23 protein-coding genes and 1 tRNA gene are annotated in these 24,359 nt (G+C 67.6%); 12 read left to right on the top strand and 12 right to left on the bottom strand.

Annotation, left to right across the window (positions count from 1 at the left end; all coding sequences use genetic code 11):
• Positions 1-12 precede the first annotated feature (12 nt).
• From AC07PZ_RS18685 to AC07PZ_RS18650, 8 genes are all read left to right on the top strand, one after another.
• Positions 13-615 carry an MSMEG_0567/Sll0786 family nitrogen starvation N-acetyltransferase gene (locus tag AC07PZ_RS18685; RefSeq protein ID WP_495296627.1) on the top strand — a complete coding sequence of 201 codons (603 nt, stop codon included), beginning with the start codon at positions 13-15 and terminating at the stop codon, positions 613-615.
• A 25-nt stretch (positions 616-640) separates the two neighbouring features.
• On the top strand, positions 641-1,684 hold the full coding sequence (locus AC07PZ_RS18680; protein WP_495296626.1) for a sll0787 family AIR synthase-like protein: 1,044 nt from the start codon (positions 641-643) through the stop codon (positions 1,682-1,684).
• Positions 1,677-2,888: an MSMEG_0565 family glycosyltransferase gene (locus AC07PZ_RS18675; RefSeq protein ID WP_495296625.1), complete on the top strand. Its 1,212-nt coding sequence runs from the start codon at positions 1,677-1,679 to the stop codon at positions 2,886-2,888. Before AC07PZ_RS18680 ends, AC07PZ_RS18675 begins: the two co-directional genes overlap by 8 nt.
• An 11-nt stretch (positions 2,889-2,899) precedes the next feature.
• Positions 2,900-3,184, top strand: coding sequence for an MSMEG_0570 family nitrogen starvation response protein (locus AC07PZ_RS18670; RefSeq protein WP_495296624.1), 285 nt, complete (start codon positions 2,900-2,902; stop codon positions 3,182-3,184).
• A gap of 37 nt (positions 3,185-3,221) precedes the next feature.
• Positions 3,222-4,511 (top strand): MSMEG_0569 family flavin-dependent oxidoreductase, encoded by a 1,290-nt coding sequence (locus AC07PZ_RS18665; protein ID WP_495296623.1) that lies wholly within the window; start codon positions 3,222-3,224, stop codon positions 4,509-4,511.
• A gap of 139 nt (positions 4,512-4,650) precedes the next feature.
• A complete protein-coding gene (locus AC07PZ_RS18660; RefSeq protein ID WP_495296622.1) occupies positions 4,651-5,466 on the top strand; it encodes an outer envelope protein in 816 nt (271 codons plus the stop codon).
• 138 nt (positions 5,467-5,604) lie between these two features.
• Positions 5,605-5,850: a hypothetical protein gene (locus AC07PZ_RS18655; protein ID WP_495296621.1), complete on the top strand. Its 246-nt coding sequence runs from the start codon at positions 5,605-5,607 to the stop codon at positions 5,848-5,850.
• A gap of 119 nt (positions 5,851-5,969) precedes the next feature.
• Positions 5,970-6,278: a hypothetical protein gene (locus tag AC07PZ_RS18650; protein WP_495296620.1), complete on the top strand. Its 309-nt coding sequence runs from the start codon at positions 5,970-5,972 to the stop codon at positions 6,276-6,278.
• Between the two features lie 10 nt (positions 6,279-6,288).
• Here the strand turns inward: AC07PZ_RS18650 and AC07PZ_RS18645 are convergent, their stop codons facing one another.
• Positions 6,289-7,113: a hypothetical protein gene (locus tag AC07PZ_RS18645; protein ID WP_495296619.1), complete on the bottom strand. Its 825-nt coding sequence runs from the start codon at positions 7,111-7,113 to the stop codon at positions 6,289-6,291.
• 177 nt (positions 7,114-7,290) lie between these two features.
• Here AC07PZ_RS18645 and AC07PZ_RS18640 point away from each other — a divergent pair, with 177 nt between their 5' ends.
• Positions 7,291-7,860, top strand: a complete 570-nt coding sequence (locus tag AC07PZ_RS18640) for a PH domain-containing protein (RefSeq protein ID WP_495296618.1) — start codon at positions 7,291-7,293, stop codon at positions 7,858-7,860.
• Between the two features lie 40 nt (positions 7,861-7,900).
• Here AC07PZ_RS18640 and AC07PZ_RS18635 read toward each other — a convergent pair whose 3' ends face one another.
• The 8 genes from AC07PZ_RS18635 to AC07PZ_RS18600 form a co-directional block, all read right to left on the bottom strand.
• Positions 7,901-9,064 carry an acyltransferase family protein gene (locus AC07PZ_RS18635; RefSeq protein ID WP_495296617.1) on the bottom strand — a complete coding sequence of 388 codons (1,164 nt, stop codon included), beginning with the start codon at positions 9,062-9,064 and terminating at the stop codon, positions 7,901-7,903.
• 35 nt (positions 9,065-9,099) lie between these two features.
• Positions 9,100-9,174: transfer RNA gene (locus AC07PZ_RS18630), tRNA-Arg, on the bottom strand.
• 28 nt (positions 9,175-9,202) lie between these two features.
• Positions 9,203-13,291: a translocation/assembly module TamB domain-containing protein gene (locus AC07PZ_RS18625; RefSeq protein WP_495296616.1), complete on the bottom strand. Its 4,089-nt coding sequence runs from the start codon at positions 13,289-13,291 to the stop codon at positions 9,203-9,205.
• Between the two features lie 11 nt (positions 13,292-13,302).
• Complete coding sequence (locus AC07PZ_RS18620; protein ID WP_495296615.1) at positions 13,303-15,219, bottom strand: autotransporter assembly complex protein TamA; 1,917 nt, start codon at positions 15,217-15,219, stop codon at positions 13,303-13,305.
• Between the two features lie 86 nt (positions 15,220-15,305).
• Complete coding sequence (locus AC07PZ_RS18615) at positions 15,306-16,493, bottom strand: vWA domain-containing protein (RefSeq protein WP_495296614.1); 1,188 nt, start codon at positions 16,491-16,493, stop codon at positions 15,306-15,308.
• A gap of 20 nt (positions 16,494-16,513) precedes the next feature.
• On the bottom strand, positions 16,514-17,113 hold the full coding sequence (locus tag AC07PZ_RS18610; RefSeq protein WP_495296613.1) for a GNAT family N-acetyltransferase: 600 nt from the start codon (positions 17,111-17,113) through the stop codon (positions 16,514-16,516).
• Between the two features lie 12 nt (positions 17,114-17,125).
• Positions 17,126-17,371, bottom strand: coding sequence for a hypothetical protein (locus AC07PZ_RS18605; RefSeq protein ID WP_495296612.1), 246 nt, complete (start codon positions 17,369-17,371; stop codon positions 17,126-17,128).
• Between the two features lie 20 nt (positions 17,372-17,391).
• Complete coding sequence (locus AC07PZ_RS18600) at positions 17,392-18,246, bottom strand: AAA family ATPase (RefSeq protein ID WP_495296611.1); 855 nt, start codon at positions 18,244-18,246, stop codon at positions 17,392-17,394.
• Positions 18,247-18,411: 165 nt separating this feature from the next.
• Between AC07PZ_RS18600 and AC07PZ_RS18595 the strand changes: the two genes are divergently transcribed.
• Positions 18,412-19,095, top strand: coding sequence for a c-type cytochrome (locus tag AC07PZ_RS18595; RefSeq protein WP_495296610.1), 684 nt, complete (start codon positions 18,412-18,414; stop codon positions 19,093-19,095).
• A gap of 87 nt (positions 19,096-19,182) precedes the next feature.
• On the opposite strand, the gene pcaG is transcribed toward AC07PZ_RS18595, so the two are convergent.
• A complete protein-coding gene (gene pcaG, locus AC07PZ_RS18590) occupies positions 19,183-19,788 on the bottom strand; it encodes a protocatechuate 3,4-dioxygenase subunit alpha (RefSeq protein WP_495296609.1) in 606 nt (201 codons plus the stop codon).
• Between the two features lie 13 nt (positions 19,789-19,801).
• The gene (pcaH, locus tag AC07PZ_RS18585) at positions 19,802-20,530 is read right to left on the bottom strand and encodes a protocatechuate 3,4-dioxygenase subunit beta (protein WP_495296608.1); all 729 of its coding nucleotides are present in this window, start codon (positions 20,528-20,530) and stop codon (positions 19,802-19,804) included.
• 98 nt (positions 20,531-20,628) lie between these two features.
• Here pcaH and AC07PZ_RS18580 point away from each other — a divergent pair, with 98 nt between their 5' ends.
• The gene (locus AC07PZ_RS18580) at positions 20,629-21,585 is read left to right on the top strand and encodes a LysR substrate-binding domain-containing protein (protein ID WP_495296607.1); all 957 of its coding nucleotides are present in this window, start codon (positions 20,629-20,631) and stop codon (positions 21,583-21,585) included.
• A 15-nt stretch (positions 21,586-21,600) separates the two neighbouring features.
• On the opposite strand, the gene AC07PZ_RS18575 is transcribed toward AC07PZ_RS18580, so the two are convergent.
• Positions 21,601-22,032, bottom strand: a complete 432-nt coding sequence (locus AC07PZ_RS18575) for a DUF1841 family protein (RefSeq protein ID WP_495296606.1) — start codon at positions 22,030-22,032, stop codon at positions 21,601-21,603.
• A gap of 169 nt (positions 22,033-22,201) precedes the next feature.
• On the opposite strand from AC07PZ_RS18575, the gene AC07PZ_RS18570 reads away from it, so the two are divergent.
• Positions 22,202-24,355 carry a TonB-dependent receptor domain-containing protein gene (locus AC07PZ_RS18570; protein ID WP_495296605.1) on the top strand — a complete coding sequence of 718 codons (2,154 nt, stop codon included), beginning with the start codon at positions 22,202-22,204 and terminating at the stop codon, positions 24,353-24,355.
• Positions 24,356-24,359: the final 4 nt, after the last annotated feature.

Below are 24,359 nucleotides of genomic sequence, written 5' to 3'. Positions count from 1 at the left end.
CGGGAGCACGCCATGAGCTGCATCGATGACGTCGTCGACCCGGTCGTGCACTACACGCCGGTCGAGTTCCTGGTGCGCGAGGCCGCGCAGCAGTGGGAGCGCGACGAGGCGCACGCGCTGCGTCGCGCGGTGTTCTGCATCGAGCAGGGCATCTTCGTCGGCGACGATCGCGATGCAGTCGACGACCAGGCGCAACTGCTGGTGGCGATGTCCTGCATCGGCGGCATGCCGGACCAGGTGGTCGGCACCGTGCGCATCCATGAAGCCTCGCCCGGCGTGTGGTGGGGCTCGCGGCTCGCGGTGCATGCCGCCTTTCGCAGCCAGGGACATCTGGGTGCGACGCTGATCCGGCTGGCGGTGACGCGCGCGCATGCACAGGGCTGCCACACCTTCATGGCGCACGTGCAGGCGCAGAACGAGGCACTGTTCCACAAGCTGCATTGGCGCACGACGGGTATCTTGAACATCCACGGCCGCCCGCATGCCGAGATGCAGCCCGACCTGTCCTTCTACCCGCCGTGCCATGACCCGGTGAGCGGCTTCGTCTCGCGCGCACGTTCTTCTTTTCCCTCTCCGTCCGGGAGAGGGCAGGGTGAGGGCGGCAGCCGTGGATAAGGCAGCTGCACCCATTGAAGGCCCGATGCCCTCACCCCAACCTTCTCCCGGAGGGAGAGGGCGCAATGCAACGGCGCTCCAGGAGATCGCCACCGCACTGCGCGAGAGCCGCGGCTTCGCGCACAAGCGCGACATCAGCGACATCGTCGCCGCGCTCGGGCAGTCGCTGCCCGGCGGCGCGGGAGACCTGGCCCAGGCCGTGCCGGTCGGCGACGACTGCGCGGCCATTCCCGACGGCCACGGCGGCTACCTGCTGTTCGCCATCGAAGGCCTGGTCGAGGACTTCATCGAGCGCATGCCCTGGTTTGCCGGCTACTCCGGCGTGATGGTCAACGTCAGCGACATCTATGCGATGGGCGGACGGCCGACCGCGGTGGTCGACGCGATGTGGAGCGTCGGCATGCAGCCGGCCGACCAGATGCTCAAGGGCATGGCGGATGCATCGGCGAAGTACGGCGTGCCGATCGTCGGCGGCCACAGCAACAACCGCAGCGCGCGGCCCCAGCTGGCCGTCGCGATCCTGGGCCATGCGAAGAAGCTGCTGACCAGCTTCGCTGCGCGGCCGGGTGACCTGCTGGTGATGGCGGTGGACCTGCGCGGTGCCTACCAGGAGCCCTTCCCGTACTGGAACGCATCGACCACGGCGCCCGGCGCGCGCCTGCGGGCCGATCTCGAACTGCTGCCCGAGCTGGCCGAGGCCGGACTCTGCGATGCGGCCAAGGACATCAGCATGGCCGGCGCCGTCGGCACCTCGTTGATGCTGCTGGAATGCTCGAAGGTCGGCGCAACGATCGACCTCGATGCGATCCCGCGGCCCGAAGGCGTGCCGATGCTGCGCTGGCTCACGTCCTTTCCGAGCTTCGGCTTCGTGCTGAGCGTGCGGCCCGAAAAGCTCGGCGCGGTGCTCACCCGCTTTGCGGCGCGCGACATCGCCTGCAACGTGATCGGCGAGGTGAACGACACGCGCACGCTGGTGCTGCGCCAGGGCGACGACCACGCGCTGCTCTGGGACCTGAAGCAGGACGCGTTCATCTGCGAGCCGGAAGAAGGGCAGGTGTCCCGTGCCTGAGACCGCCGCAGAAAGACCGCTGCGCATCGGTCTGCTGACCCACTCGGTCAACCCGCGCGGTGGCGTGGTCCACACGCTCGAGCTGGCCCACGCGCTGCACGATGCAGGCCACGACGTGACGGTGATGGCACCGGCGTCGCCCGGCCAGCGCTTCTTCCGACCGGTGCGCTGCGCGACCCGGCTGATCCCGGTCGGGCCGACGCCGCGCGACATGGTGGAGATGGTCGGCACGCGCATCGATGCCTTCACCGCTTCCATCGGCGAGCTGCTGCAGACCACGCACTTCGACGTGCTGCACACGCACGACCCGATCGGCGGCAATGCGCTGGCCAACCTGCGGGCGGGCGGGCTGATCGACGGCTTCGTGCGCACCGTGCATCACCTCGAGGTGTTCGACGACCTGCAGCTCATGCGCTGGCAGTCGCGCGGCTTTCGTGCGGCGCGCCAGGTGTTCTGCGTGAGCGGCCTCTGGAAGGACATCCTGGCGCGGCGTCACGGCGTCGATGCGCAAGAGGTGCGCAACGGCCTGCAGCAGGGGCGCTTCAGTCCCGTTCGCGCACCGGGTGACGCCACGTTGGCCGGGCGCCTTGGCGTGCGCACCGGTGCGCCGGTGGTGCTCGCGCTGGGCGGCGTGGAGGAGCGCAAGAACACGCTGCGCCTGCTGCAGGCCTTCGTGCTGCTGCGCGCCGCCTGTCCCGATGCGCAGCTCGTGGTCGCGGGTGGCGCGAGCCTGCTCGATCACGCGCAGTACGGTCGCGACTTCGCCGCGCTGGCGCAGGCGAGCGACCTGGCCATCGGCCCCGGCCGCACGATCGTGCTGACCGGTGCGCTGCCCGACGACGACATCCCAGCGCTCTACCGCCTGGCCGATGCCGTGGCGATGCCGTCGCTCAACGAGGGCTTTGGGCTGGTGACGCTGGAGGCGCTGGCGAGCGGCGTGCCGGTGGTCGTGTCGCGCATCGCGCCTTTCACCGAATACCTCGATGACGGCGACTGCCACTGGGCCGAGCCCACGCATGTGGCATCGATCGCCGAGGCGCTGCGGGCCGCCCTGGCCGATCGGTCACCGTCCCGCATCGCCGCATCGGCCGCGCGCCTGGGCGAGCGATTCAGCTGGGTCGCGAGTGCGGCCCGTCATGCGCAGCTCTACCGCGATGGCCTGCGTGGCGCCGCCGCGGACACCCTGCGCACCCACCATCGTTGAGGAGCCTTTTCATGCCCGTCATGCATTTCCACGTCCGCTGGCCCGACCAGAGCGAAACGCGCTGCTATTCGCCGTCGCTCGTCGTGCAGGACTTTCTCACCCCCGGCGAGCGTTATGCGCTGCCGGACTTCCTCGGGCGCACACGCGAGGCGCTCGGCATCGCGTCGGAACGCGTGCGCGCCAAGTTCGGCTTTGCCTGCTCGCAGGCGATGGACCAGCTCGCGGAGATCGAACACATCGCGGCGCGCTTCAGCGACCAGACCGATGCGCAGGTCATGGTCGTGGCCTTCGACTGATCCGCCCGCGCCCTTCATTCCCACCGAAAGAGACACCATGACTCCCAAGACAACCCACTACAGCGTCGTCATCGTCGGCGGCGGCCAGTCCGGCCTGTCGCTCAGCCATTGCCTGCAGCAGCGCGGCGTCGACCACCTCGTGATCGAGAAGCGCACGCTCGTGCATTCGTGGCGCACCCAGCGCTGGGACTCGTTCTGCCTCGTCACGCCCAACTGGCAATGCAACCTGCCGGGCTGGTCGTACACCGGCAGCGATCCGCACGGCTTCATGGTGAAGGACGAGATCAACACCTGGCTCGCCGGCTTCGTCGAGCAGGTGCAGGCGCCCGCGCTCGAAGGCGTGACGGTCGACAAGGTGTCGCGCGTTGCAGGTTCCGGCGAGGCATCGCACTACACCATCGACACCAGCGTTGGCCGCTTCACGGCCGATCAGGTCGTGGTGGCGTCGGGCGGCTATCACAAGCCGGTGGTACCGCGCATGGCCGAAAAGCTGCCGGCGTCGATCGTGCAGTACCACTCGGCGCAGTACCGCAATCCGGCCCAGTTGCCCGAGGGCGCGGTGCTCGTGGTCGGCTGCGGCCAGTCCGGCTCGCAGATCGCCGAAGACCTGCACCTGGCGGGCCGCAAGGTCTACCTGGCCACCGGCAATGCGCCGCGCTGCGCGCGCTTCTACCGCGGCAAGGACGTGGTCGACTGGCTGGCCGACATGAACTATTACGACATGCCGGTCACCGAGCATCCATTGCGCGAAGGCGTGCGCGACAACACCAACCACTACGTGACCGGCCGTGACGGAGGCCGCGACATCGACCTGCGCCGATTCGCGCTGGAAGGCATGGAGCTCTATGGCCTGATGACCGGGCTGGACGGCGACACGCTCGAGTTCAAGCCGAACCTGCGCGACAACCTCGACCATGCCGACCGGATCTTCAACGGCATCAATGCGTCGATCGACAAGTACATCGCCGCGAAGGGCATCGACGCGCCGCCGGGCGATGTCTACCAGCCGGTATGGACGCCGAAGGACGAACGCACCACCTTGAGCCTGCGTGCCTCGGGCATCACCAGCGTGGTGTGGTGCATCGGCTTCCTGCCGGACTTCGGCTGGGTCGACGCGCCGGTCTTCAACGGGCGCGGCGAGCCGGTGCACCTGCGCGGCGTGACGGGTGTGTCCGGGCTGTACTTCCTCGGTTTGCCCTGGCTGCACACGTGGGGGTCGGGACGCTTTTCCGGCGTGGCGCGCGACGCCGAATACCTTGCCGAATGCATCGCCGCGCGCCGTGTGGCTGCGCCGGCCGGGGCGGCCGCGACGGCGGTTTACATCTGAAAACATCTGGGCACGCTTGTTGCTGAGCGACCGTGCGCGGCGGAGTGCGAGGGTCGGGACGAGGGAGGATGAGAGCCGTGGACATCGGACGCCGCGTGTGGACTTGCATCTTCAACAAACTCAACACCCAGAACTCACGATGAAATCCCACATTGCAGTACGCGCATTGACCTCCCTGGCCCTGGTGGTCGGCCTGCAGCAGGCCCAGGCCGTCGAATGGAGCGACACCTCGATCGGCTACCGATACGGCACCGACTTCCAGGAGCCCTACAACGGACAGGACATCAAGAAGAACATCATCAACCTGACCTACGCCAACGGCTACAAGTACGGCAGCAACTTCTTCAATGTGGACCTGTTGAATTCGGACGGCACGGACAGCAATGCACAAGAAGCCTATGTGGTGTATCGCCATACGCTGGACCTCGGCCGCGTGACCGGCAAGGACTTCAAGTTCGGGCCGGTGCGCGGACTTGGCCTGACCGCCGGCTTCGACTGGAACACCAAGAACGACCCGGGCTATTCCTCGCGCAAGCGGATGCTGGTGGTCGGGCCGACGTTGTCGATGGACGTGCCGGGCTTCCTGACCGTGAGCCTGTTCGCACTGAGCGAGAGCAACCAGCCGGTCGGCATCACCAAGCGCTACACCTACGACACGCATGCGATGCTGAACCTGGCATGGGGCATTCCGATCGGCAGCACGGGTCTGTCGTTCGAGGGCTACATGAACTACATCGCCTCGAAGGGCACGAACGAATTCGGCGGCCCGACGGCGCCTGAAACCAACATCGATGCAGCGGTCATGTACGACGTGGGTACGCCCATGGGATGGAGCAAGAACGCCTTCCGCATCGGCGTGGGCTACCAGTACTGGCGCAACAAGTTCGGCAATCCGTCGAGCGTGCCGGGCTCCCTGGCCAAGACGCCCATGCTGAAGGCAGACATCCACTTCTAGTCCCGGAGCGCGGATCGGCCGCCCGCCGGTGCCGCGCCGCAGCGGCGATCGTCGATGCCCTGGCGATCCGCCGAACGGCACATGGCAATCTCCTTGCAAAAAGATACATTAGTGCCACTTTGTATCTAAAAGGTGGGCATGCTGGACGAGGAGGGTTTGGGCAAATTTGAAAGATGGCGGGCCGATTCGCGACCATCGAGTTTTGCCGCCCGCGTGCTGGCCGCCTGGCTGAAGGCACGCACCGGTTGCCAGAACACGGTGGCCGAAGACGCTCTGCGGGATCTGCCGATGGAGTCCGGCCTTGGCGAATTGATCGATACCGTGGCGGCACGTACGGCCGAGCGCCCGAGCAGGCGCGCTGGCCGGCGCCCTGGAAAGCCTTGATCAGCGCGGGGGTGGTTGCGTCGTAATTCACGGAATCGTGAACTTTTGTGTGCACTTGGCGTTCAGACGAAGAACGATGCTGGCACGCTTGCCTGCATTGCATGCAAGGGAGCCATCACATGGCATCAGAGCCACATTCCGGACCATCCTCCAACACGTCAGCCGGTGCGGCTGACGTTCACATCGCGCCGTGGGCCAGCAAGTGGGACGCCTTGCCCGAGCCGGTCGAGGCAACTCCTCCGGCCGCTGTTCGGGCCGATGCCGCCAAGACGCCACCTGCTCCACCCGCACCGCGCCCCGCCAAGGCAGAAGCCGCCCAAGGCTTGTTTGCATCCAGGTTGATGGCCGGCATTTCGGCGCTGTCGTTCGCGCTGCTGTTATTGCTGGCCGTGGTTTGCTGGCCCGACATCGCCCGCCTGGTGGGCTGACGACAGAGGTTCAGCGTGCCGGCGCCAGGCCGGACATTGCCCAGCGGATCGTCCACCAGGACACCGCCAGGAAGGCGATCGGCAACACGATCGTCTGCAGGATGAAGAGCGCCATCAGCCGGACCATCTTGGCCGTCCAGTCGGACGCCGCGTTCAGGATGGCGTCGTAGCCGGCCTTCACGTCGGGCAGGCTCTTCCACCAGTTGCGGATGCGTTCGATCAATCCGTCACCGCCCACATTGGATTCCAGACCGCGGCCCGAGACCGAAGCCGGCGATTTCTCGATCGTGGCCAATGCCGCGTGGTACTCGTCGGCCATGAAGGTGCGGTAGATCGCTTCGTTCGTCAGCGCCGACAGGGGCACGGCGAAGCGCACGAGCAGCAGGGCAACCAGCAACGGCTGCAGCCAGCGTCCGGCGCGTGCGTCGCCGCTGCGCCAGCGCAGCACCAGCCAGAGCAGCACGGCCGCAGACACCAACCCCGACACGAAGGCATGCGCGCCGATGTTCAGCAACAGGAGCTGGATGCCGAACGCGACGCTGGCGACCAGCATGATGGCGCCGAAGCGATCGACCAGTTCGTTCAGCGGCTGAAGCGCCTGCCCCGGCGCGAGGCTGACGCCGAAGCCGCCGGGCGTCACATCCAGCTGCGTGCCCTGGGCAACCGAGATCACCGCGCCGAGCGCCCGTGCGGCCGCGAACGCGGTCAGCGCGCGTTGCAGTCCAGCCTCGATCTGCGCCCGTGCGGGTTGGTCGAACGGGGTGACCCAGCAGCCGATGAGCACCGCGGCGGCGAGCAGAAGCAAGGTGAGGCGACGAAGCGTGGAAGAAGGCATTCGGGCAGCTTATCGGGTCGCGCAGCTTCAGTGCAAACCCTCGGCATCCCCCGAACATGGGATATCGCGAGCCCCACACGGGTCGCGCAACGTGAGAACATGTTTGTGTCAATGTTGACTTGATTGAAACAACATGCAAACCGCCGTCGCTACGGCGGACTCTCTCGAGGATGGGTCATGCCTTTCGATTTCAAGAACGCCAGAGCGACGGACAGGAAGCGCGAATGCGCGCGCATCGCCAAGGACATGGGTGACAACGGCCTGCTCGGTCGACGCGAACTGCGGCAGTTGCCCAAGGTGCTCGCCGATCGCGAACCCGTGTTGAGCTTCACGGCGGGTGCCATGGGTGGACATCACTGGTTGATCGCCCTGACGGACCGGCGCCTGCTGTTCCTGCACAAGGGCTGGCTGCAGACGCTTCAGCAGACCTCGATCGACCTGGTCAAGGTCAACGCGGTGTCCAGCCATCTCGGTGTCTTCTCCGGCAAGCTGGTGATCGAAGAGGCCGGCGCCCAGCGCGTGATCGAGCGCGTTCGCAAGAAGACGGTGTTGACCTTCAGCAGCCGGGCACGCGATGCGATCGAGGCCCGGCGCATCGCCATGCGACGGTCATCGCCTGGCCCTGGCGGCAGCACCGCGCTGGAAGACGTGGTCGGTCGCCTCGAGCGCCTTGCGCAACTGGTCGACAGGGGGATCCTGACGCCGGAAGAGTTTGTCCAGCAGAAGCGGAAGATGCTGGTGAGCTGACTCACTCCTGGCCGTCTGCGCCGGGATCGTGCCGGTCGTCCTACCGTCCGGCCGCCGTCTTCGGCACCGCCCGGCTGCCACACAGTGCCGAGCCCAGCCGCATGCCGGGCAATTCGACGATGCGGTACGTGGCATAGGCAAACGCATAGGTCAGGGGAACGACGGCCAGCCAGATCCCGAGGGTTCCCACGTTCAGCGAGAGGCCCATGGCGTGGGCTGCAAGGCCGACCCGGGAGCCGACGATCGCCAGAAAAAATCCGTGGAACAGGTAGACCGAATACGAAACGTCCGACATGAACGTGACGGCGCGCGTACCGCAGACGCGATCGAGGATGTGCAGACGACGGCGAGGCTCTCGACCCGGAATCACACAGGCGGCCATCAGTGCCACGGCACCGAGCAGCCACAGGACATCCAGACCATAACTGCGCCCCATCTGGGCACAGAACACCAGGGCGAGCAAGGCGTAGGCGGTACGCACCGACCGGTCCGTCGTGCGCCCCGCCTCGAAGAGCAGCATGCCGGCCAGGAAGATCGGCAGCCGGAAGACGAGCAGCGATGGCTCGTAAAAAGCCGGTATGGTCTCCGCCGTTGCTCCTTGTGCGAGGGCTCGTTCCAAAGCGAACGACACCGCCGCGAGAACCAGGCAGACGTATCCGGCGCCGAAGCGCCGCATGGCCAGAAAGATGGCCGGAAAGGCCAGGTAGAACTGCATCTCCAGCCCGATGCTCCAGTCGGGCAGGAATGTCGAGAACGAATACGTGGGGTGAAAGCCGAACAGAAAGGACACGTGCAGCAGGATGTTCGTCGCCGTGTAGCGCGTGTTCGCCGGGTCATAGACCACGTCGCCCTGCCAGAAGGCCGGGTTCAGGCCGCGCAACAGCGAATAGCCACCCAGGAAGTCGGCGGCCAGCAAGACCGCGAGTGCGAGAGACAGGTAGTACGCAGGCGCAAGGCGAAAGAACCGCCGAATGTAGAAGCGGAGCCAGTTTTTCTTCGACGACATCGATTCCCTGGGCTCACGGGCAGTGACCGTGTACGACATCAGGAAGCCCGACAGCACGATGAAGATGTCGACGGCGGTCTTCGGAGAGGGGAGCGGGATCGACGTTGCGGCGCCGCCCCAGATCACGCAGTGCGCGGTGATCACCCAGAACGCGGCAAGAGCCCGCAGCGCATTCAAGACTGAAATGTTGTGATTCATTGCAGATCGGCAAGGCGTTGATGCCGAAGCGCGGGTGGTGCCCTCGACAGGAATCGAACCTGTATCTGAGTCTTAGGAGGACCCCGTTCTATCCATTGAACTACGAGGACTTGGGCGGCAGCGACTTTACCAGTTCATTCAGTCGTATTTCAGCGTGTAGATGAGGTCGATGCCGCTTTGCAGCCCGGCCTGCCCGCGCAGCGTGAGGCGCTGGGTCAGGTCGTAGAAGATGTAGAGCGTGCCCAGCGTGCCGGCCAGGCTGCGTTCGTAGGTGAGGTAGAAGTCGTTGGCCAGTCGTTTGCCCACGGTCACCGCCGACTCGCGCACGTCGCCGCCGCTGCCCGGTCCCTTGAAGCCGATCTCGTCCAGGCCGAAGCGGCTGGCCAGGCTGCCGCCCGTGCCGCCCTTGCCGAGTCCGCCCAGCAGCGCCAGCGCGGCCTGCTGCAGCAGCACCGATTCGCCGCCGCTGGTGGCCGACGCGCGGCCCAGCACCACCCACGACAGCGTTTCCACATCCGACAGCGAGGGCTGCGAATACAGGCGCACCCGCGGCGCCTGCGCGGTGCCGGTGACCTGGACGCCCGCGCGCTGCGAGATGTTCGGCCGGATCGCGAGGATGTCGAGCGACGGGTTGTCGAACGGGCCGTTGAAGCGCGCCAGCCCGGTCTCGACGTCGAGCTGCTGCCCGTAGGCGCGGTACTGGCCCTTGACCGTGCGCACCTCGCCGGTGATGCGCGGCGGCCCGCTCAGCGACGTCGTGCGGATGTCGAGCTCGCCCTCCAGCCGCGTCGTGATCCCGCGGCCCTGCACCGCGAAGTCGTCGCCCAGGTTGAAGTTGACGGCGATGTCCGGCGGTTTCGCGGTGTCGGGCTTGGCGATCTGCGCGTTGTTGCGCGCCATCTCGCGCTGGGCAGCGGCGGCGTTTTCCTTGTCCTTCGCGGCCGAGCGCACGACCACATCGGTGCCGAGGCTCGGCGCGGTCTCGTCGGGCAGGATGATCACGGCGCGATCGGTCTTGAGGTTGCCGCGCACCGTGAGCTGGCCGGCATCGAGCTTCGCCTGCAGATCGCCCGACAGCGTGACCTGCCGGTCGGAGCGCACCAGCAGGCGCAGCGCGCGCAGTTGGCCCTGCAGGTCCATCCGGATGCCGGACGCGCCCGGTGCCGCCGCGCCGCCCCAGCTCAGGCTGCCGCGCGCCGACAGCGTGCCGCCGTCGCGCGCGGCCTCGCTCGACACGGTGCTGCGGTTGCCGCTCTGCCCCGCGATGCGCGCGCTGCTGCCGGTGCCGCCCTTGAGCGTGAATTCGGTGATGTCGACCCGCTCGCCGGACAGCGTGGCGCGCAGGCGCCCGTCGTGCAGGTCCAGGCCCTCGACCAATGCCTTGAGTGCGAGCTGGTCGGCGCCGAGCGTGCCGTTCCAGCGCGGTGCGGCGCGCGTGCCGGCCAGCGTGGCGTCCGCGTTCAGCGTTCCGGCCACGCGCCAGCCGGGCGGCGCCAGCATCGACCAGACGCCCAGGCTCGGCAACCGCGCCGTGACGCGGCCGGCGAGCGGCGCGTCATCGGCCCACTGCCAGCCGCCGTCGCGCTGCTGCACACGGGTCGAGGCCTCGGCACGCAGTTCGCCAGCGCGCTCGCTGTCCCACACCAGGTTCGCCTTCACGGCATCGCCTTCGGTCTGCACGCGGATCTCGGCCTGCCGCACGCCGGCCGGCGTGGGCGGCGCGGAGGCTTGCGCACCGGTCGACGTTTCCATCGTGATCTCGCTCTGCGCGCCGGCGCCGTGGCTGCGGATGCGCGTGACCAGCGCGGCCTCGCCGGCCTGCACGCGGATGTCGCCGCTCTGGCGCGACAGGCTGGCGCTGGCACGCAGCATGTCGCCGGCGTCGATGTCCCAGGCGCCGTCGAACAGCAGGTCGCCGGTGATGCCGGCATCGGCCAGCGCGGTGTTGTCCGAGAGCGCCTGCGCCCAGGCCATCGGCAGGCCCTGCAGCGTGCCCTTGGACTGCACGCGCAGCGCGCGATGCGGCGCCGTGCCCGACTGGCGCAGGCGCACCGGCTGCCAGTCGAGCCGCACGGTACCGGGCACCGGTCCCTGGAGGGCCGCACCGCCGGCGGACGTCTCGATCTCGAACTGCGATCCGCCGGTACGCACGGTGGCGCTCACGGCGTCGCGCAGCGTCAGCGTCCAGGGGCCGGGCCGCGTGGTGTCCTGTGCCTGGAGCCGCAGGCTGGCGATCGCGGCGTGCCAGCGGTCGGTCGCCTCGATGCCGCCGCTGGCCTTCGTGTCGAGCGTGAGCTTCTGGGTGCCGCTGAGGACGTCGCCCTGCAGCGCCAACGTGGCCTGTGCCAGGCTGCCGCCGATCTCGGCGCGCAGGCCGCGCAGCTGGATGGGGTTGCTCGCCGCGACCGGGGCGGTGCCGGCGCCTGCCGCGGCCGGCATGTGCAGGTCGAGCCGTGGTGCGTTGAGGGTTGCCTGCAGCGTCGGCTCGACGGTGCCGCGCGCGGCGGGCGCCGACGCGTTCTGCAGCCGGCGCTGCACCGACTGCCAGCCGCCTTGCCAGCGCGCGTCGAGTTGCGCGTTGCCCTGCACCGACATGCCGGCGAAGACCTTCGACAGGCCGGGCAGGCTTTCGACCCAGCGTTGCAGCAAGGCTGCATCGGCCACGGTCGCCTGGATCTCGCCGCTGCCCTGCGTGGGCGCGATGCGGCCCTGTACCTTGGCGCTGCCGCCCGGCAATACCGCGCGCAGGTTGCCGCTGCCGGCCTGCTCGGCCACGCGCAACTGCAGCGTGCCGTCGATCTGCGTGCGTGCCGCGTCGATGCGCAGCGTACGCAGGTCCAGCACCTGGTTTTTCCACTGGCCCTGCGCGAGCGCGCGTTCGAGCTTTACGCCCTGCAGCGCCGGGCTGCCCGCGCCGCCCTGCGCCTGCAGGTCGACGTCGAACACCACCGCGTCGTCGCGCTGCTCGACCTTCGCCTGGCCGCTCACCGGCGCGCCGGCCAGTTGCGTGTGCAGGTCGCCGGGGCGCACGTTGCGCACGGTGACCTGGCCTTGCCACGGCGCCGGCGCGGGACGCCATTGGCCCGAGGCATCGATGCGCCCGCCGCCGGCCCGCACGGTGGCCGCGGGCACGGTCCAGGTGCTGTCGCCATCGAATTGCGCGCGGCCCTGGATCTGTTCGACCGGCAGCTTGCCGCTGTCCCATGGCCCCGGCAGTGCATTGCGGATGTCCGCGCTGGCCTGCCAGGCGATGCCGCTGCCCGTGGCGCCGGGCCCGGCCAGCACCTGGCCGCTGAGTTGCGTCGCGGGCGCGGTGGGCAGGAGGCTGGCGAGGTTCACGTTCTGCAGCTCGGCCCTGGCGTCGATCACCGGCTGCGGCAGCCAGGGCGCGAGGTGGGCCAGCAGTTGCGCCCGCATCGGCGCGGCCGTGTCGGTGCTGGCAGGCTTCAGGTCGGCCGCGACTTCGAGCCGCGCATCGTTGCCGGCGAGCGTGCCCTTGGCTGTGGCCGTGCCGGTGACTTCGAGGCGGCGTCCGTCGGTCAGCGGCGCCTGCACACGGGCGGCGAGCGCGGCCTCGATCGCCATCGGTGCCGGACCCTGCAGTTTCACGTTGCCACTGTAGTGCCCGTCGGCGACGTCCACGCCCTTCAGGTCCAGCAGATGGTGCGCGTCGGTGTAGCGATAGCGGCCTTCGAGCTGCGTCGCTTCGAGCGGCGGCGGGCCGGCCCAGCGGATCCGGTCGATGCGGAAGGGCAGGTCGACCTCCACCGGCAGCACGATCGGCTCCAGCGGCTGCACCGGCTTGTCTTCGGCCGGGCCGCGGCGCTCGACCAGCACTTCGGCCGCATGGATCTCGCCGAGCTCGATCTTGCGCTTGAGCAGCGGCTCGAGTTGCCAGCCGATGTCGACGCCCTTGACTTCGACAGACAGCGCCGGGCTCTGGTAGCGCAGCCAGCCGATGCGGCCGCCGCGGCGCAACGAGCCGTGCACGTCGCGGCTCTCCAGCGTCTGGCCCGCCGGCAGGTAGCGTGCCGCGCGCGCCAGCGTGAAGCCGAGCGATTGGTCGGAGCCGAGCCACCACCAGGCGCCACCCAAGAGCACGCCGGCCAGCAACACCAGCGCCAGCAGCGTCCATGCGAGCGCGCGCAGCAGCCGGCGCAGGCGCGACCGGCGCACGGGCGCCGGTGTGGGCGGGTTGGTTGCGGGTGGCGTCGTCTCGGTCGTCATGCGCTGCGCGGTCAGAAGGTGAAGCCCAGGCGCAGATGCAGCCGGACTTTCTTGGTGGCGACGCCATAGGCCAGGTCGGCCTGCACCGGCCCGACCGGGCTGCGCCAGCGCGCGCCCACGCCGACACCGACCTTGGTCTTGAACTCGTTCGGGTTGTCGGCCACTGCGCCGGCATCGACGAACACCGCGCTCTCCCATTCGGTGAGCTTGCCGTTCCAGACGAAGGGGCGCTGCCATTCGGCGCTCGCGACACCGAGGTAGCGGCCGGCCACGATCGAGCCGTCCGTGCGTTCGGTGCCGATCTGGCGATAGCTGTAGCCGCGCACGGTGGTGTCGCCGCCGGTTAGGAACATCAGCGTCGACGGGATCTGCGCGGCGTCCTTGGCCGTCACGGCGCCGCCTTCGGCACGCAATTGCAGCCTGCTGCGGCGGGCCTGGCTGCCGTCGGTGGTCTCGACGGTCCACAGCGGCACGATGCCGAGCCAGCGCGCGTAGGTGCGCGTGAAGGGCAGCCGCTCGCCGATCAGCGTGTAGCCGGTGCCGAGCTCGACCGCCAGGCCGTAGCCGCGCGTCGGCGCGGCTGCATCGTCGAAGTAGCGCGCGGTCCAGCCCCAGTTGATGCTCAACGCGGCGGCCGACGGCGGCGCGCCGTCGCCGACGTTCTTCGCGTAGTCGTACTGGAGGTAATAGCCGCGGTCGATGTGGTCGTCGGCCTTGCTGCGGCCGGTCCGCAGCCGGCCGCTGTCGACGTCGTAGCTGCCTGCGGTCTCGCGCTTCACCAGGCCGGAGCTGACCCAGCGCCAGCTGTTGTCGTCGGGCACCGAATTCCACTCGGTGCCGAGCGATTGCGTCTCTCGGTCGACCGACAGTTTCGACACGGCGCGCCAGCCGAGCAGCGGTATCTGGTTGTGGATGTGGTCGACCGACAGCCGCGGCCCGCTGTCGGTCGTGAAGCCGACGCCCAGTACCACTTTCTGCAGCGGCGCTTCGCGCACCTGCGCGATCACGGGGGCGGCCTGCGGCTCGTCGGCCGCGGTGTCGAGCGTGAGGAAGACCGAGTCGTAGTAGCCGCTGCTCGCCAGCCGTGCCTGGGCATCGAGCAGCTTCTGCTGGTCGTAGTCTTCGCCGGTCGGCACGCGTGCGATGCGGCGCGCGGCGTCGGGGTCGTAGCGCTGGCTGCCGTTGACCTTGAGCGCGCCGAAGCGGTAGGCCGGTCCGGACTGGTAGCTGATGCTGAGCTGCGCGGTGTTCCTGTCGGCATCGACTTCCGCCCGGCTGGTCACGATGCTGGCGGTCGCGAAGCGCTGCGACGTCAGGTTGCGCAGGCCGACCGCCTTGGCGTTGTCCCACGCGTTCTGCGTGAAGGGCTGGCCGGGTTGCAGCGACCAGGCGTTGCGCACGGCGTCGCGCCGTGAGTTCGCGGCCGGCTCGTTCTCGATCGGTCCGCTGAAGTTGATCTCGGCCTTCGCCACCCGCGTGAGTTCGCCGGGCACGACCGTGACGATGATCTCGCGCGGCGCCTTGTCGCTGTCGGGCGTTTCCTTGAGGTCGAGCGTGAGCGTCGGTGTGAAATAGCCGAGCGTGCCCATGAGCTCGCGCGCATTCGTCTCGGCCGCGACCATCAACCGCGAGAGCTCGGTCGCACCCAGGTCGGGAATCTGCCGGTAGCGCTGGAGTTCGAGGTGCAGCGTCAGGTACTCGCGCACGCTGTCGGGGCCATGGACCTCGATCGTGAAGGCGTCGCGCTTCTTGCCGTCCGCCGTGTCGTTGGTCGACGACGTCGTGGCGCCGGCCACCGGATGCGCGCCGGCGCTGTCGTCTTCGGCATTGCGATGCGGCAGCAGGCTGCATCCCTGCAACAGAAGGACGCATGCAAAAAACAACGCCGGCTTCCAAGCCGGCGAAAAAATGGGAGCCACCCTGAGCATCGGGGCATTCTGACAGCAAGGCATGCGCCGTCAGCGGAGCCCCACGGATGCGTGGGGAAAAGTCGGGAAGCCGTCCTACTTGCGCCCTACTTGGACAGCATGCGCATCGCGTCCTCGAGCCCCTTGAGGGTCAGCGGGTACATGCGTTGCGACATCAGCTGCTGCACCACCGAGATGCTCTGGCGGTACTGCCAGACGCCCTGCGGCTCGGGGTTGATCCAGGCGAACTTCGGGAAGGTGTGCGTGAGGCGCTGCAACCAGTCGGCGCCGGCTTCCTCGTTGTTGTATTCGACGCTGCCGCCGGGCTGCAGGATCTCGTAGGGGCTCATGGTCGCGTCGCCGACGAAGATGAGCTTGTAGTCCTTGTTGTACTTGCGCAGGATGTCCCAGGTCGCGAACTTCTCGGAGAAGCGGCGCTTGTTGTTCTTCCACATGAAGTCGTAGACGCAGTTGTGGAAGTAATAGAACTCCAGGTGCTTGAACTCGGTCTTCACGGCCGAGAACAGTTCCTCGACGCGCTGGATGTGCTCGTCCATCGTGCCGCCCACGTCCATCAGCAGCAGCACCTTGACGTTGTTGTGGCGCTCCGGCCGCATCTTGATGTCGAGGTAGCCGGCGTTGGCGGCGGTCTTCGCGATGGTTTCGTCGAGATCCAGTTCCTCGACGTTGCCTTCGCGTGCGAACTTGCGCAGCCGGCGCAGCGCGACCTTGATGTTGCGCGTGCCGAGTTCCTGCGTGTCGTCGTAGTCCTTGTACGCGCGCTGGTCCCACACCTTGACCGCGCTCTTGTTCTTGCCCGCGCCGCCGATGCGCACGCCTTGCGGGTTGTAGCCGCCATGGCCGAAGGGCGACGTGCCGCCCGTACCGATCCATTTGCTGCCGCCTTCGTGGCGTTCCTTCTGTTCCTCGAAGCGCTTCTTGAGCGTCTCCATGAGCTCGTCCCAGCCCATCTTCTCGATCTTGGCTTTTTCCTCGGCCGTGAACTCGCGCTCCAGCGTCTTGCGCAGCCAGTCGAGCGGGACTTCCTTGGTGAAGTCCGTGAGCATCTCGACGCCCTTGAAGTAGCCGGCAAAGGCACGATCGAACTTGTCGAAGTGCTTTTCGTCCTTCACCAGCGCGGTGCGGCTGAGGTAGTAGAAGTCGTCGATGCCGTAGTTGCCGTCGGAGTTCGGGCCCACCACGTCGGACTTCAGCGCCTCGAGCAGCGTGAGGTATTCCTTGACCGACACCGGCAGTTTGGCCGAGCGCAGCGTGTAGAAGAAGTCGATCAGCATGGCGGAACTCCCCGTTCAGGTCATGGTTGGCGAGGCTTGTCGAGCAGGTACAGCAGTTGCGCCTTCACTTCGGGCCATTCGCCCGCGGCCACGCTGTACATCACGGTGTCGCGGATCGTGCCGTCGCGGCGGATGGCATGACCGCGGATCACGCCATCCTTCTTGGCGCCCAGCCGTTCGATCGCGCGTTGCGACGCGAAGTTGAAGTTGTCGGTGCGCCAGCCCACCACGTTGCAGCCGAGCACCTCGAAGGCATGCGTGAGCATCAGCAGCTTGCAGGTGGTGTTGACGTGCGTGCGCTGGCAGCGTTTGGCGTACCAGGTGTAGCCGATCTCCGCGCGCCTGATCGCCGGCACGATGTCGTGGAAGCTCGTGCTGCCGAGCACCGTGCCGCTGGCCTCGTCGGTCACCGCGAAGGCGAAGCGGTTGCCGTCTTCGCGCATCTTCAGCGCGGTCTCGATATAGCCGCGCGTGCCCTCGGGTTCGGGCACGGAGGTGATGCGCAGCTTCCAGAGTTCGCCGTCCGCGGCCGCGGCGCGCAGGCCGTCTTCATGCGCAAGGGCAAGGGGAACGAGTGCGATGCCGCGCAGCTTGAGCGTGACGGGTTCGACGAATGCCATGGAGTCGGGATCTCAGGATCTGGGGTTGCCGTATTTGCGGACGTACCAGCGCCGTCCGAGCTGCGCGCCCGCGCCGCCGCCCAGGCCGATCAGCAGGATGCCCGCGATCTCGCGGTTGCCGTAGCCCGTGTTGCTCAGCGCGTCGAGACCGAACAGCAGTCCGAGCCCGCGGCCGAGCAGGGCGCCCAGCACGAACAGCAGCGCCTGCGCGACGCCGAGCTGCAGAAGCTGCCGCGGCGGATGCGGTCCTTCGCTCATGCGTGCCTCGTGCCTGCCGCTCAGCGGTTGTTGCGCTGCATGAACACGAGCTTCTCGAACAGCGTCACGTCCTGTTCGTTCTTGAGCAGCGCTCCGACCAGCGGCGGCACCGCGACCTTCTCGTCCTTGCTCTGCAACGCCTCAAGCGGAATGTCTTCGGCGACCAGCAGCTTGAGCCAGTCGAGCAGCTCGGAGGTCGACGGCTTCTTCTTCAGGCCGGGCAGGTTGCGCACGTCGTAGAAGGTCTTCATCGCGGCGGTGAGCAGTTCCTGCTTGAGGCCGGGGAAGTGCACGTCGACGATGCTCTTCATCGTGGTCGCGTCGGGGAACTTGATGTAGTGGAAGAAGCAGCGACGCAGGAAGGCGTCGGGCAGTTCCTTCTCGTTGTTGGAGGTGATGAAGACCACCGGCCGGTGCTTGGCGCGGATCAGCTCGCGCGTCTCGTAGCAGTAGAACTCCATGCGGTCGATTTCGCGCAGCAGGTCGTTCGGGAATTCGATGTCGGCCTTGTCGATCTCGTCGATCAGCAGTGCGACCGGACGGTCGGCCGTGAAGGCCTGCCACAGCACGCCCTTCACGATGTAGTTCTGGATGTCCTTGACGCGCTCGCCGCCGTCCACATCGGACAGTTGCGAGTCACGCAGGCGACTCACCGCGTCGTACTCGTACAGGCCCTGCTGGGCCTTGGTGGTGGACTTGATGTGCCATTGGAGCAGCGGCAGGTCGAGGGCTTGCGCGACCTCTTCCGCAAGCATCGTCTTGCCGGTGCCGGGCTCGCCCTTGACGAGCAGCGGGCGCTTGAGCGTGATGGCCGCGTTGACCGCGAGCATCAGATCCTGAGTGGCAACGTAGTTGTCTGAACCCTTGAATTTCATGGATGGCGTCGGCAGGAAAATGGGTGGGTCGGTGCGTTTGATGCGGTGGGTTCTGCGGGCTTGTGCGGGCTTTCGAGGGGGCCTGCGGATGGCTCTTTCAAAAGAGCGCCCCATATAATCAAACGCTGATCTGAAACTGTTCCTCCACGAGATTGTGCGCGCAAAATGAACAAGTTGTTGACCACGATGTTTGGCCTTTCTGTCGCTTGCGTGACCCTCGCCGCGGGGGCTCAGCAGATCACCGGCAGCGTTGAAAACGGTGCCAAGAAAACCGCCATGTGCGTAGGCTGCCACGGCATCATCGGCTACCAGGCCAGCTTCCCCGAGATCCACAAGGTCCCCAAGATCGCAGGCCAGAGCGCCAGCTACATCGTGGCGGCGCTTGGTGCTTACAAGGCCGGCGACCGCAAGCATCCGACCATGCGTGCCATCGCCGATTCGCTCACCGACCAGGACATCGCCGACCTCGGCGCCTATTACAGCCAGCTTGGCCTGAAGGACGGCGAGCCCGTGCCCGCGACCGCCAAGGCGCCCAGCGAGCGTGTGCAGGCGCTCATCGCGCGCGACGCTGCCAATGCCTGCACCAAGTGCCATGGCGTCAACTTCAACACCCCGAACGACGGCACGGTCGCCAAGCTCGCGGGCCAGCATCCGGACTACCTCTTCGTCGCACTCAAGGCCTACAAGGCCGAGAACCATGCGCAGGTCGGACGTTCCAACGGTGTGATGGGCGGCATCGCCAAGAAGTACACGACGGCCGAACTCAAGGAGCTCGCCGGCTACATCGGCTCGCTGCCGGGCGAGGTCAAGACGGTGCCCGAGTCGCGCTTCCATCACGCGGGCAACTGAGCGCCGCGCGCCCAGGCGCAACCAATGAAAAAGGCCCGCATCGCGGGCCTTTTTCTTGTCCACGCGGTCCGTTGGACCGCGGGCCGTTCAGACGTCGAAGAACACCGTCTCCTGCGCGCCCTGCATGTGGATGTCGAAGCGGTAGGTCACTGCGCCACCGACTTCGATGCGCTCGGCAACCAGCGTCTGGCGACGTGCTTCGGGCACGCTCTGCATCACCGCGTCCTCGGCGTTGGCGGCGGCTTCATCGCTGAAATACACGCGGGTGAAGGTGTGCAGCAGCAGGCCGCGCATCAGCACGATCACGTTGATGTGCGGTGCCTCGCCAGGCGCCTCGGCGGCCGGCTTGACGGTCTGGAACACGTAGCGGTTCTGTGCATCGGTGCCGGTGCCCACGCGACCGAAGCCGCGGAAGCCGATGGCGGCGGCGTTCTCGACCGATGCCGGGTAGCGGCCCTCGCCGTCGACGTGGCTGATTTCGACCAGCGCGTCGTTCACCGGCTTGCCGTCGCCGTCGATCACGCGGCCTTCTAGGCGGATGCGCTCGCCGCTCGCGCCGTCGAGCGCCACCACGGCGTCGAAGGGCTGGTCGAAGTCGTAGCCGTACTGGGTGGCGGTCAGGCCGTAGGCGAAATAGGGGCCGACGGTCTGGGAAGGCGTCTGTCCGAAGTTGGTTTCAAGCGAACTCATCATGGCTCGGGTCTCCTCAGCGGGTCTCGAAAGGCGTTTCATCGGCGCCGCGCAGCACCATGTCGAACTGGTAGCCGAGCGCGTAGCCGTCTTCGGTGACGTCGAGGCTGAAGTCGGCGATCAGGCGGTTGCGGGTCTTCTCGGGCGTGCCCAGGACCATCGGGTCGTACTGCAGCAGCGGGTCGCCCGGGAAGTACATCTGCGTCACGAGGCGGCTGCCGAAGTGCTCGCCGAACAGCGACACGTGGATGTGCTGCGGCCGCCAGGCGTTGGGGTGGTTGCCCCATGGGTAGGCGCCGGGCTTGATGGTGAGGAAGCGGTAGCGGCCCTCGTCGTCGGTCAGGCAGCGGCCGGCGCCGAGGAAGTTGGGATCGAGCGGCGCGTCGTGCTGGTCGACCTTGTGCACGTAGCGGCCGGCGGCGTTGGCCTGCCAGATCTCGACCAGCGTGTTGCGCACCGGGCGGCGGCGTTCGTCGAGCACCTGGCCGGTCAGGATCATGCGTTCGCCGAGCGGCTCGCCGTTGCGGCGTGCGTTGCGCGTGAGGTCGTTGTCGAACTCGCCGATGCTGCTGTGGCCGTAGACCGGCTGGCGCAGTTCGCCGAGCGAGGCCTTGAGCGGGATCAGCGGCTGCGTCGGGCCGCGCTTGGCGGTCGACTTGTAGCCGGGGTAGAGGTACGAGGGATGGCTGGGCCAGTCGCGGGGCGAGAGGACGGGCAGGGCGCCGCCGTCGGAGGGCAAGGACATGATGTCTCCTGGATCGTGAGGGATGGCATGAATGTATTCATGCGTGGTGTTGATGTAAATTGATCTTTTATCGATTTTTCATAACCACGGGTAATTCAATGAGCGCGAGCCCCGAGCTGTTCGTCCGCGGCGTGCAACTGCGGCATCTGCGCTGCCTGGTCACGGTGGCGCAGGAGCGCCATCTGGCACGCGCGGCGGAGCGGCTCGCACTGAGCCAGCCGGCGATGTCGAAGACCCTTGCCGAACTGGAGGCGCTGGCCGGTACACGGCTGGTGGAACGTGGCACGGCGGGCCGGCGCGGCATCCAGGGTTTCACGGCCGCGGGTCAATTGCTGCTGGCGCAGGCGCTTCGGGTGCTCGAAGCGATCGATGCCAGCGCGCAGGCCGTGATGCCCGGAGGCGGCGGACGCGTCGAGCGCTTGCGCATCGGTGCGTTGCCCAGCGTGGCGCCTTCGCTGCTGCCCGATGCGCTGGTCGCGCTGCGCGATCGAATGCCCGCGCTGCAACTGCAGGTGCATACGGGCACCAACGCCGGCCTGCTCGACGCGTTGCGGGCCGGTGACCTCGACCTGGTCGCCGGCCGCATGAGCGATCCGCAACTGATGGCCGGCCTGACCTTCGAGCTGCTCTACACCGAGCCGCTGGCGCTGGTCGCGCGGCCTGGCCATCCGTTGGCCCGCGCGGTGACGCCGTCGCTGCAGGGCGTGCTGGGTTTTCCGTTGATCGTCTACAGCGAGGGCACGATCCCGCGCCATCACACCGAGAGCTTCCTGTCGGGCCTGGGTCTGACGTTGCCTGCAGCGGCCACGCAGACGCTCGACCTGGCGCTGGCCCGCGCGATGCTCGCGCGATCCGATTCGATCTGGTTCACGCCGCTGGGCGCGGCACGCGACGACCTGGCGTCGGGCCAGCTCGTGCGGCTCGACGTCGACACCGGTGGCACGCAGGAGCCGGTCGGCCTGCTGGTGCGCAGCGACGCCGAGCCTTCCGCCGCGCGTCAGGCGCTCATCGGGCTGCTGCGCGAAGGCGCCGCAACCAAGCCAGTCCGTCGCTGACGCCGGGAGGACGCTTTATCGCGTCGCGCGACGCTGCACGCATTCGACATACGCATCGCCATCCGGCGGCCGGCCTGCGCGCTGGGCCTCCCACATCATCCGGCCCATGCATTCCATGGCCTCATGGTGCGCTTCGAGCAGCGAGCCGCGGCGCGCTGCCAGCAGTTCGACGGCCTGGCGGATGCCGCGCGGCTGGTCGATCGAACTCTGCTCGCTGATCGACAGGTGCATCGACAGATGGAGGAACGGGTTCTCGCGCCCGTCCTGGCCGTCATAGACGCGGGTGACGGCCGCGTCGGCATCGGCGAGATCGGCGTGGTATTCGGGGTGCTGGTCGATCCAGCCGGCCGCGATGGTTTCGAGCGCTTCCATCGGAAGCCCCTGGCGGTTCTTGGCATAGGCGCCGCAGAAAAAACGGCGGACCTCTTCTTGGGACGGATTGAACATCCGGCGAGGGTAGCACCGGCCTATTCCCGGCCGGGCACGGCGGTTTTTCGGCAAATGCAAGCTGTTCGCATTTACATTCGGACATCCTTCGGACAGCGCGCAACAAAAAACTCCAGAGCGACGTTCCCGGTTTTTCCCGTCGTTCCTTCTTCACTCTGGAGTTCCCTGGATGCATCACGCACCCCGCGGCGCGCAGCCGCGCCTGTCCGTTCTTTCGCTGGCCGTCGCCGGCCTTCTCGCCACCACCACGGCCACCACGGCGTCCGCGCAGGACGGCACCCCGCTCAGGGAGGTGGTGGTCACCGCCTCCGGTTCCGAGCAGGACATCAAGGACGCGCCCGCGTCCATCACCGTGATCCCGCGTGCGGAGCTGCAGCAGAAGCGCTTCTCCAGCCTGGCCGACGCGCTGCAGGACGTGGAGGGCGTCGACGTCGGCGCGGCGGCCGGCAAGACCGGCGGGCTCAACATCAGCATCCGCGGCATGCCGAGCGAATACACGCTGGTGCTGATCGACGGCCGCCGGCAGAACGCCGCGGGCAACGTGACGCCCAACGGCTTCACCGAGACACAGACCAGCTTCATGCCGCCGGTGTCGGCGATCGAACGCATCGAGGTCATCCGCGGGCCGATGTCGACGCTGTACGGCTCGGACGCGATGGGCGGCGTGATCAACATCATCACGCGCAAGGTCGGCAAGGAATGGGCCGGCTCGTTCACGGCCGACTACACGCTGCAGGAGCATTCGGACTTCGGCGACACGCGTTCCGGCAAGTTCTATCTGAGCGGTCCGGTGAAGCAGGACCTGCTCGGCCTGGCGGTGCGCGGCAGCCTGTTCCGGCGCGACGCCTCGCGCATCAGCTACCTCGACCAAAGTGGCGCCGAGATCGCGCCGGTGATGGGCGCCAACCCCGTCAGGTCGGACGTCGACAACTTCGGCTTCCGCGCAACGCTCACGCCCAACCGCGACCACGACCTGAGCCTCGACGTCGACATCGGGCGCCAGACCTACGACAACAGCCGTGGCCAGCTCGGCACGCTGGGCACCGGCGGCTACGGCCCCGAGCAGCGCTACGACCGCGACCAGTACACGCTGGCCCACACCGGCCGCTACGGCTTCGGCCGCTGGGACACCAGCTACATGGTGAACCGCACCGAGACCATGGGCCGCACCATCCCGCCGGGCACGCCCGGCGCCGTGGCCGGATCGCCGCGCACGCTCGAAGTCGAGAGCCGCGTGCTCGACAGCAAGCTGGTGACCGGGCTGGGCAACCACCTGGTCACGGTCGGCGGCCAGTGGTGGGAGGCCGAGATGAAGGACGGCGTCGCGCCGCAGCTGTTCAGCTTCACGCAGAAGGCGCTGTTCCTGGAAGACGAATGGCGCATCGTCGACGACTTCGGCCTGACCTTCGGCGCGCGCTACGACCACCACGACCTGTTCGGCGGCAAGCTCAGCCCGCGCGTGTATGGCGTGTGGAACGCGACACCGCAATGGACCTTCAAGGGCGGCGTGAGCAACGGCTACAAGACGCCGCGCGTCGAGCAGCTCGCGCCCGGCATCAACGGCTTCGGCAACCAGGGCCGCACACCGCTGGTCGGCAGTCCGGACCTGAAGCCCGAGACCAGCACCACGGCCGAGATCGGCACGTACTACGACAACCTGGCCGGCTTCACCGCGAGCGCGTCGCTGTTCCACAACCAGTTCAAGGACAAGATCACCAGTGGGCCGGGCCTGGTCAACTGCAGCTACCGCGTGTCGCCGAACCGCCCGGGCTGCGTGAGCTTCGGCAACTGGCCGGCGGTCGACACCTTCGGCCAGAGCATCAACGTCGACGAGGCGGTCACGCAGGGCATCGAGCTGGCGACGCGCGTGCCGTTGAGCCCGACGCTGTCGGCCCGCGCCAACTACACCTACACGCGCAGCGAGCAGAAGAGCGGACCGAACATCGGCAAGCCGCTGACCGACACGCCAGAGCACTCGCTGAACGCCAGCCTGCACTGGCAGGCGAACGCGCAATGGAGCGGCTGGCTGCGCGCCGAACTGCGCAGCGACCGCTTCCGCGATCCGGGCACCAGCGCATCGACCATCGCGGCCAAGGAGGCGCTCGGCGACTACCGCGGCTACGGCCAACTGCACATCGGCGGCGCCTACCAGGTGAACAGGCAATGGACGATCAGCGCCGCCGTCTACAACCTGCTGGACAAGGACTTCATCGACTACACCGCGTACAGCGTGCCGGGCACGGCCACACCGACCTACGGCAGTTCGTACGCCAACAACTACGACGGCCGCAGGCTCTGGGTGTCGGCGACCTACGAGTTCTGAGCGC

Source organism: Variovorax sp. GW821-FHT10B04, from assembly GCF_059415645.1.
This window is presented reverse-complemented; position numbering and strand designations above follow the sequence as displayed.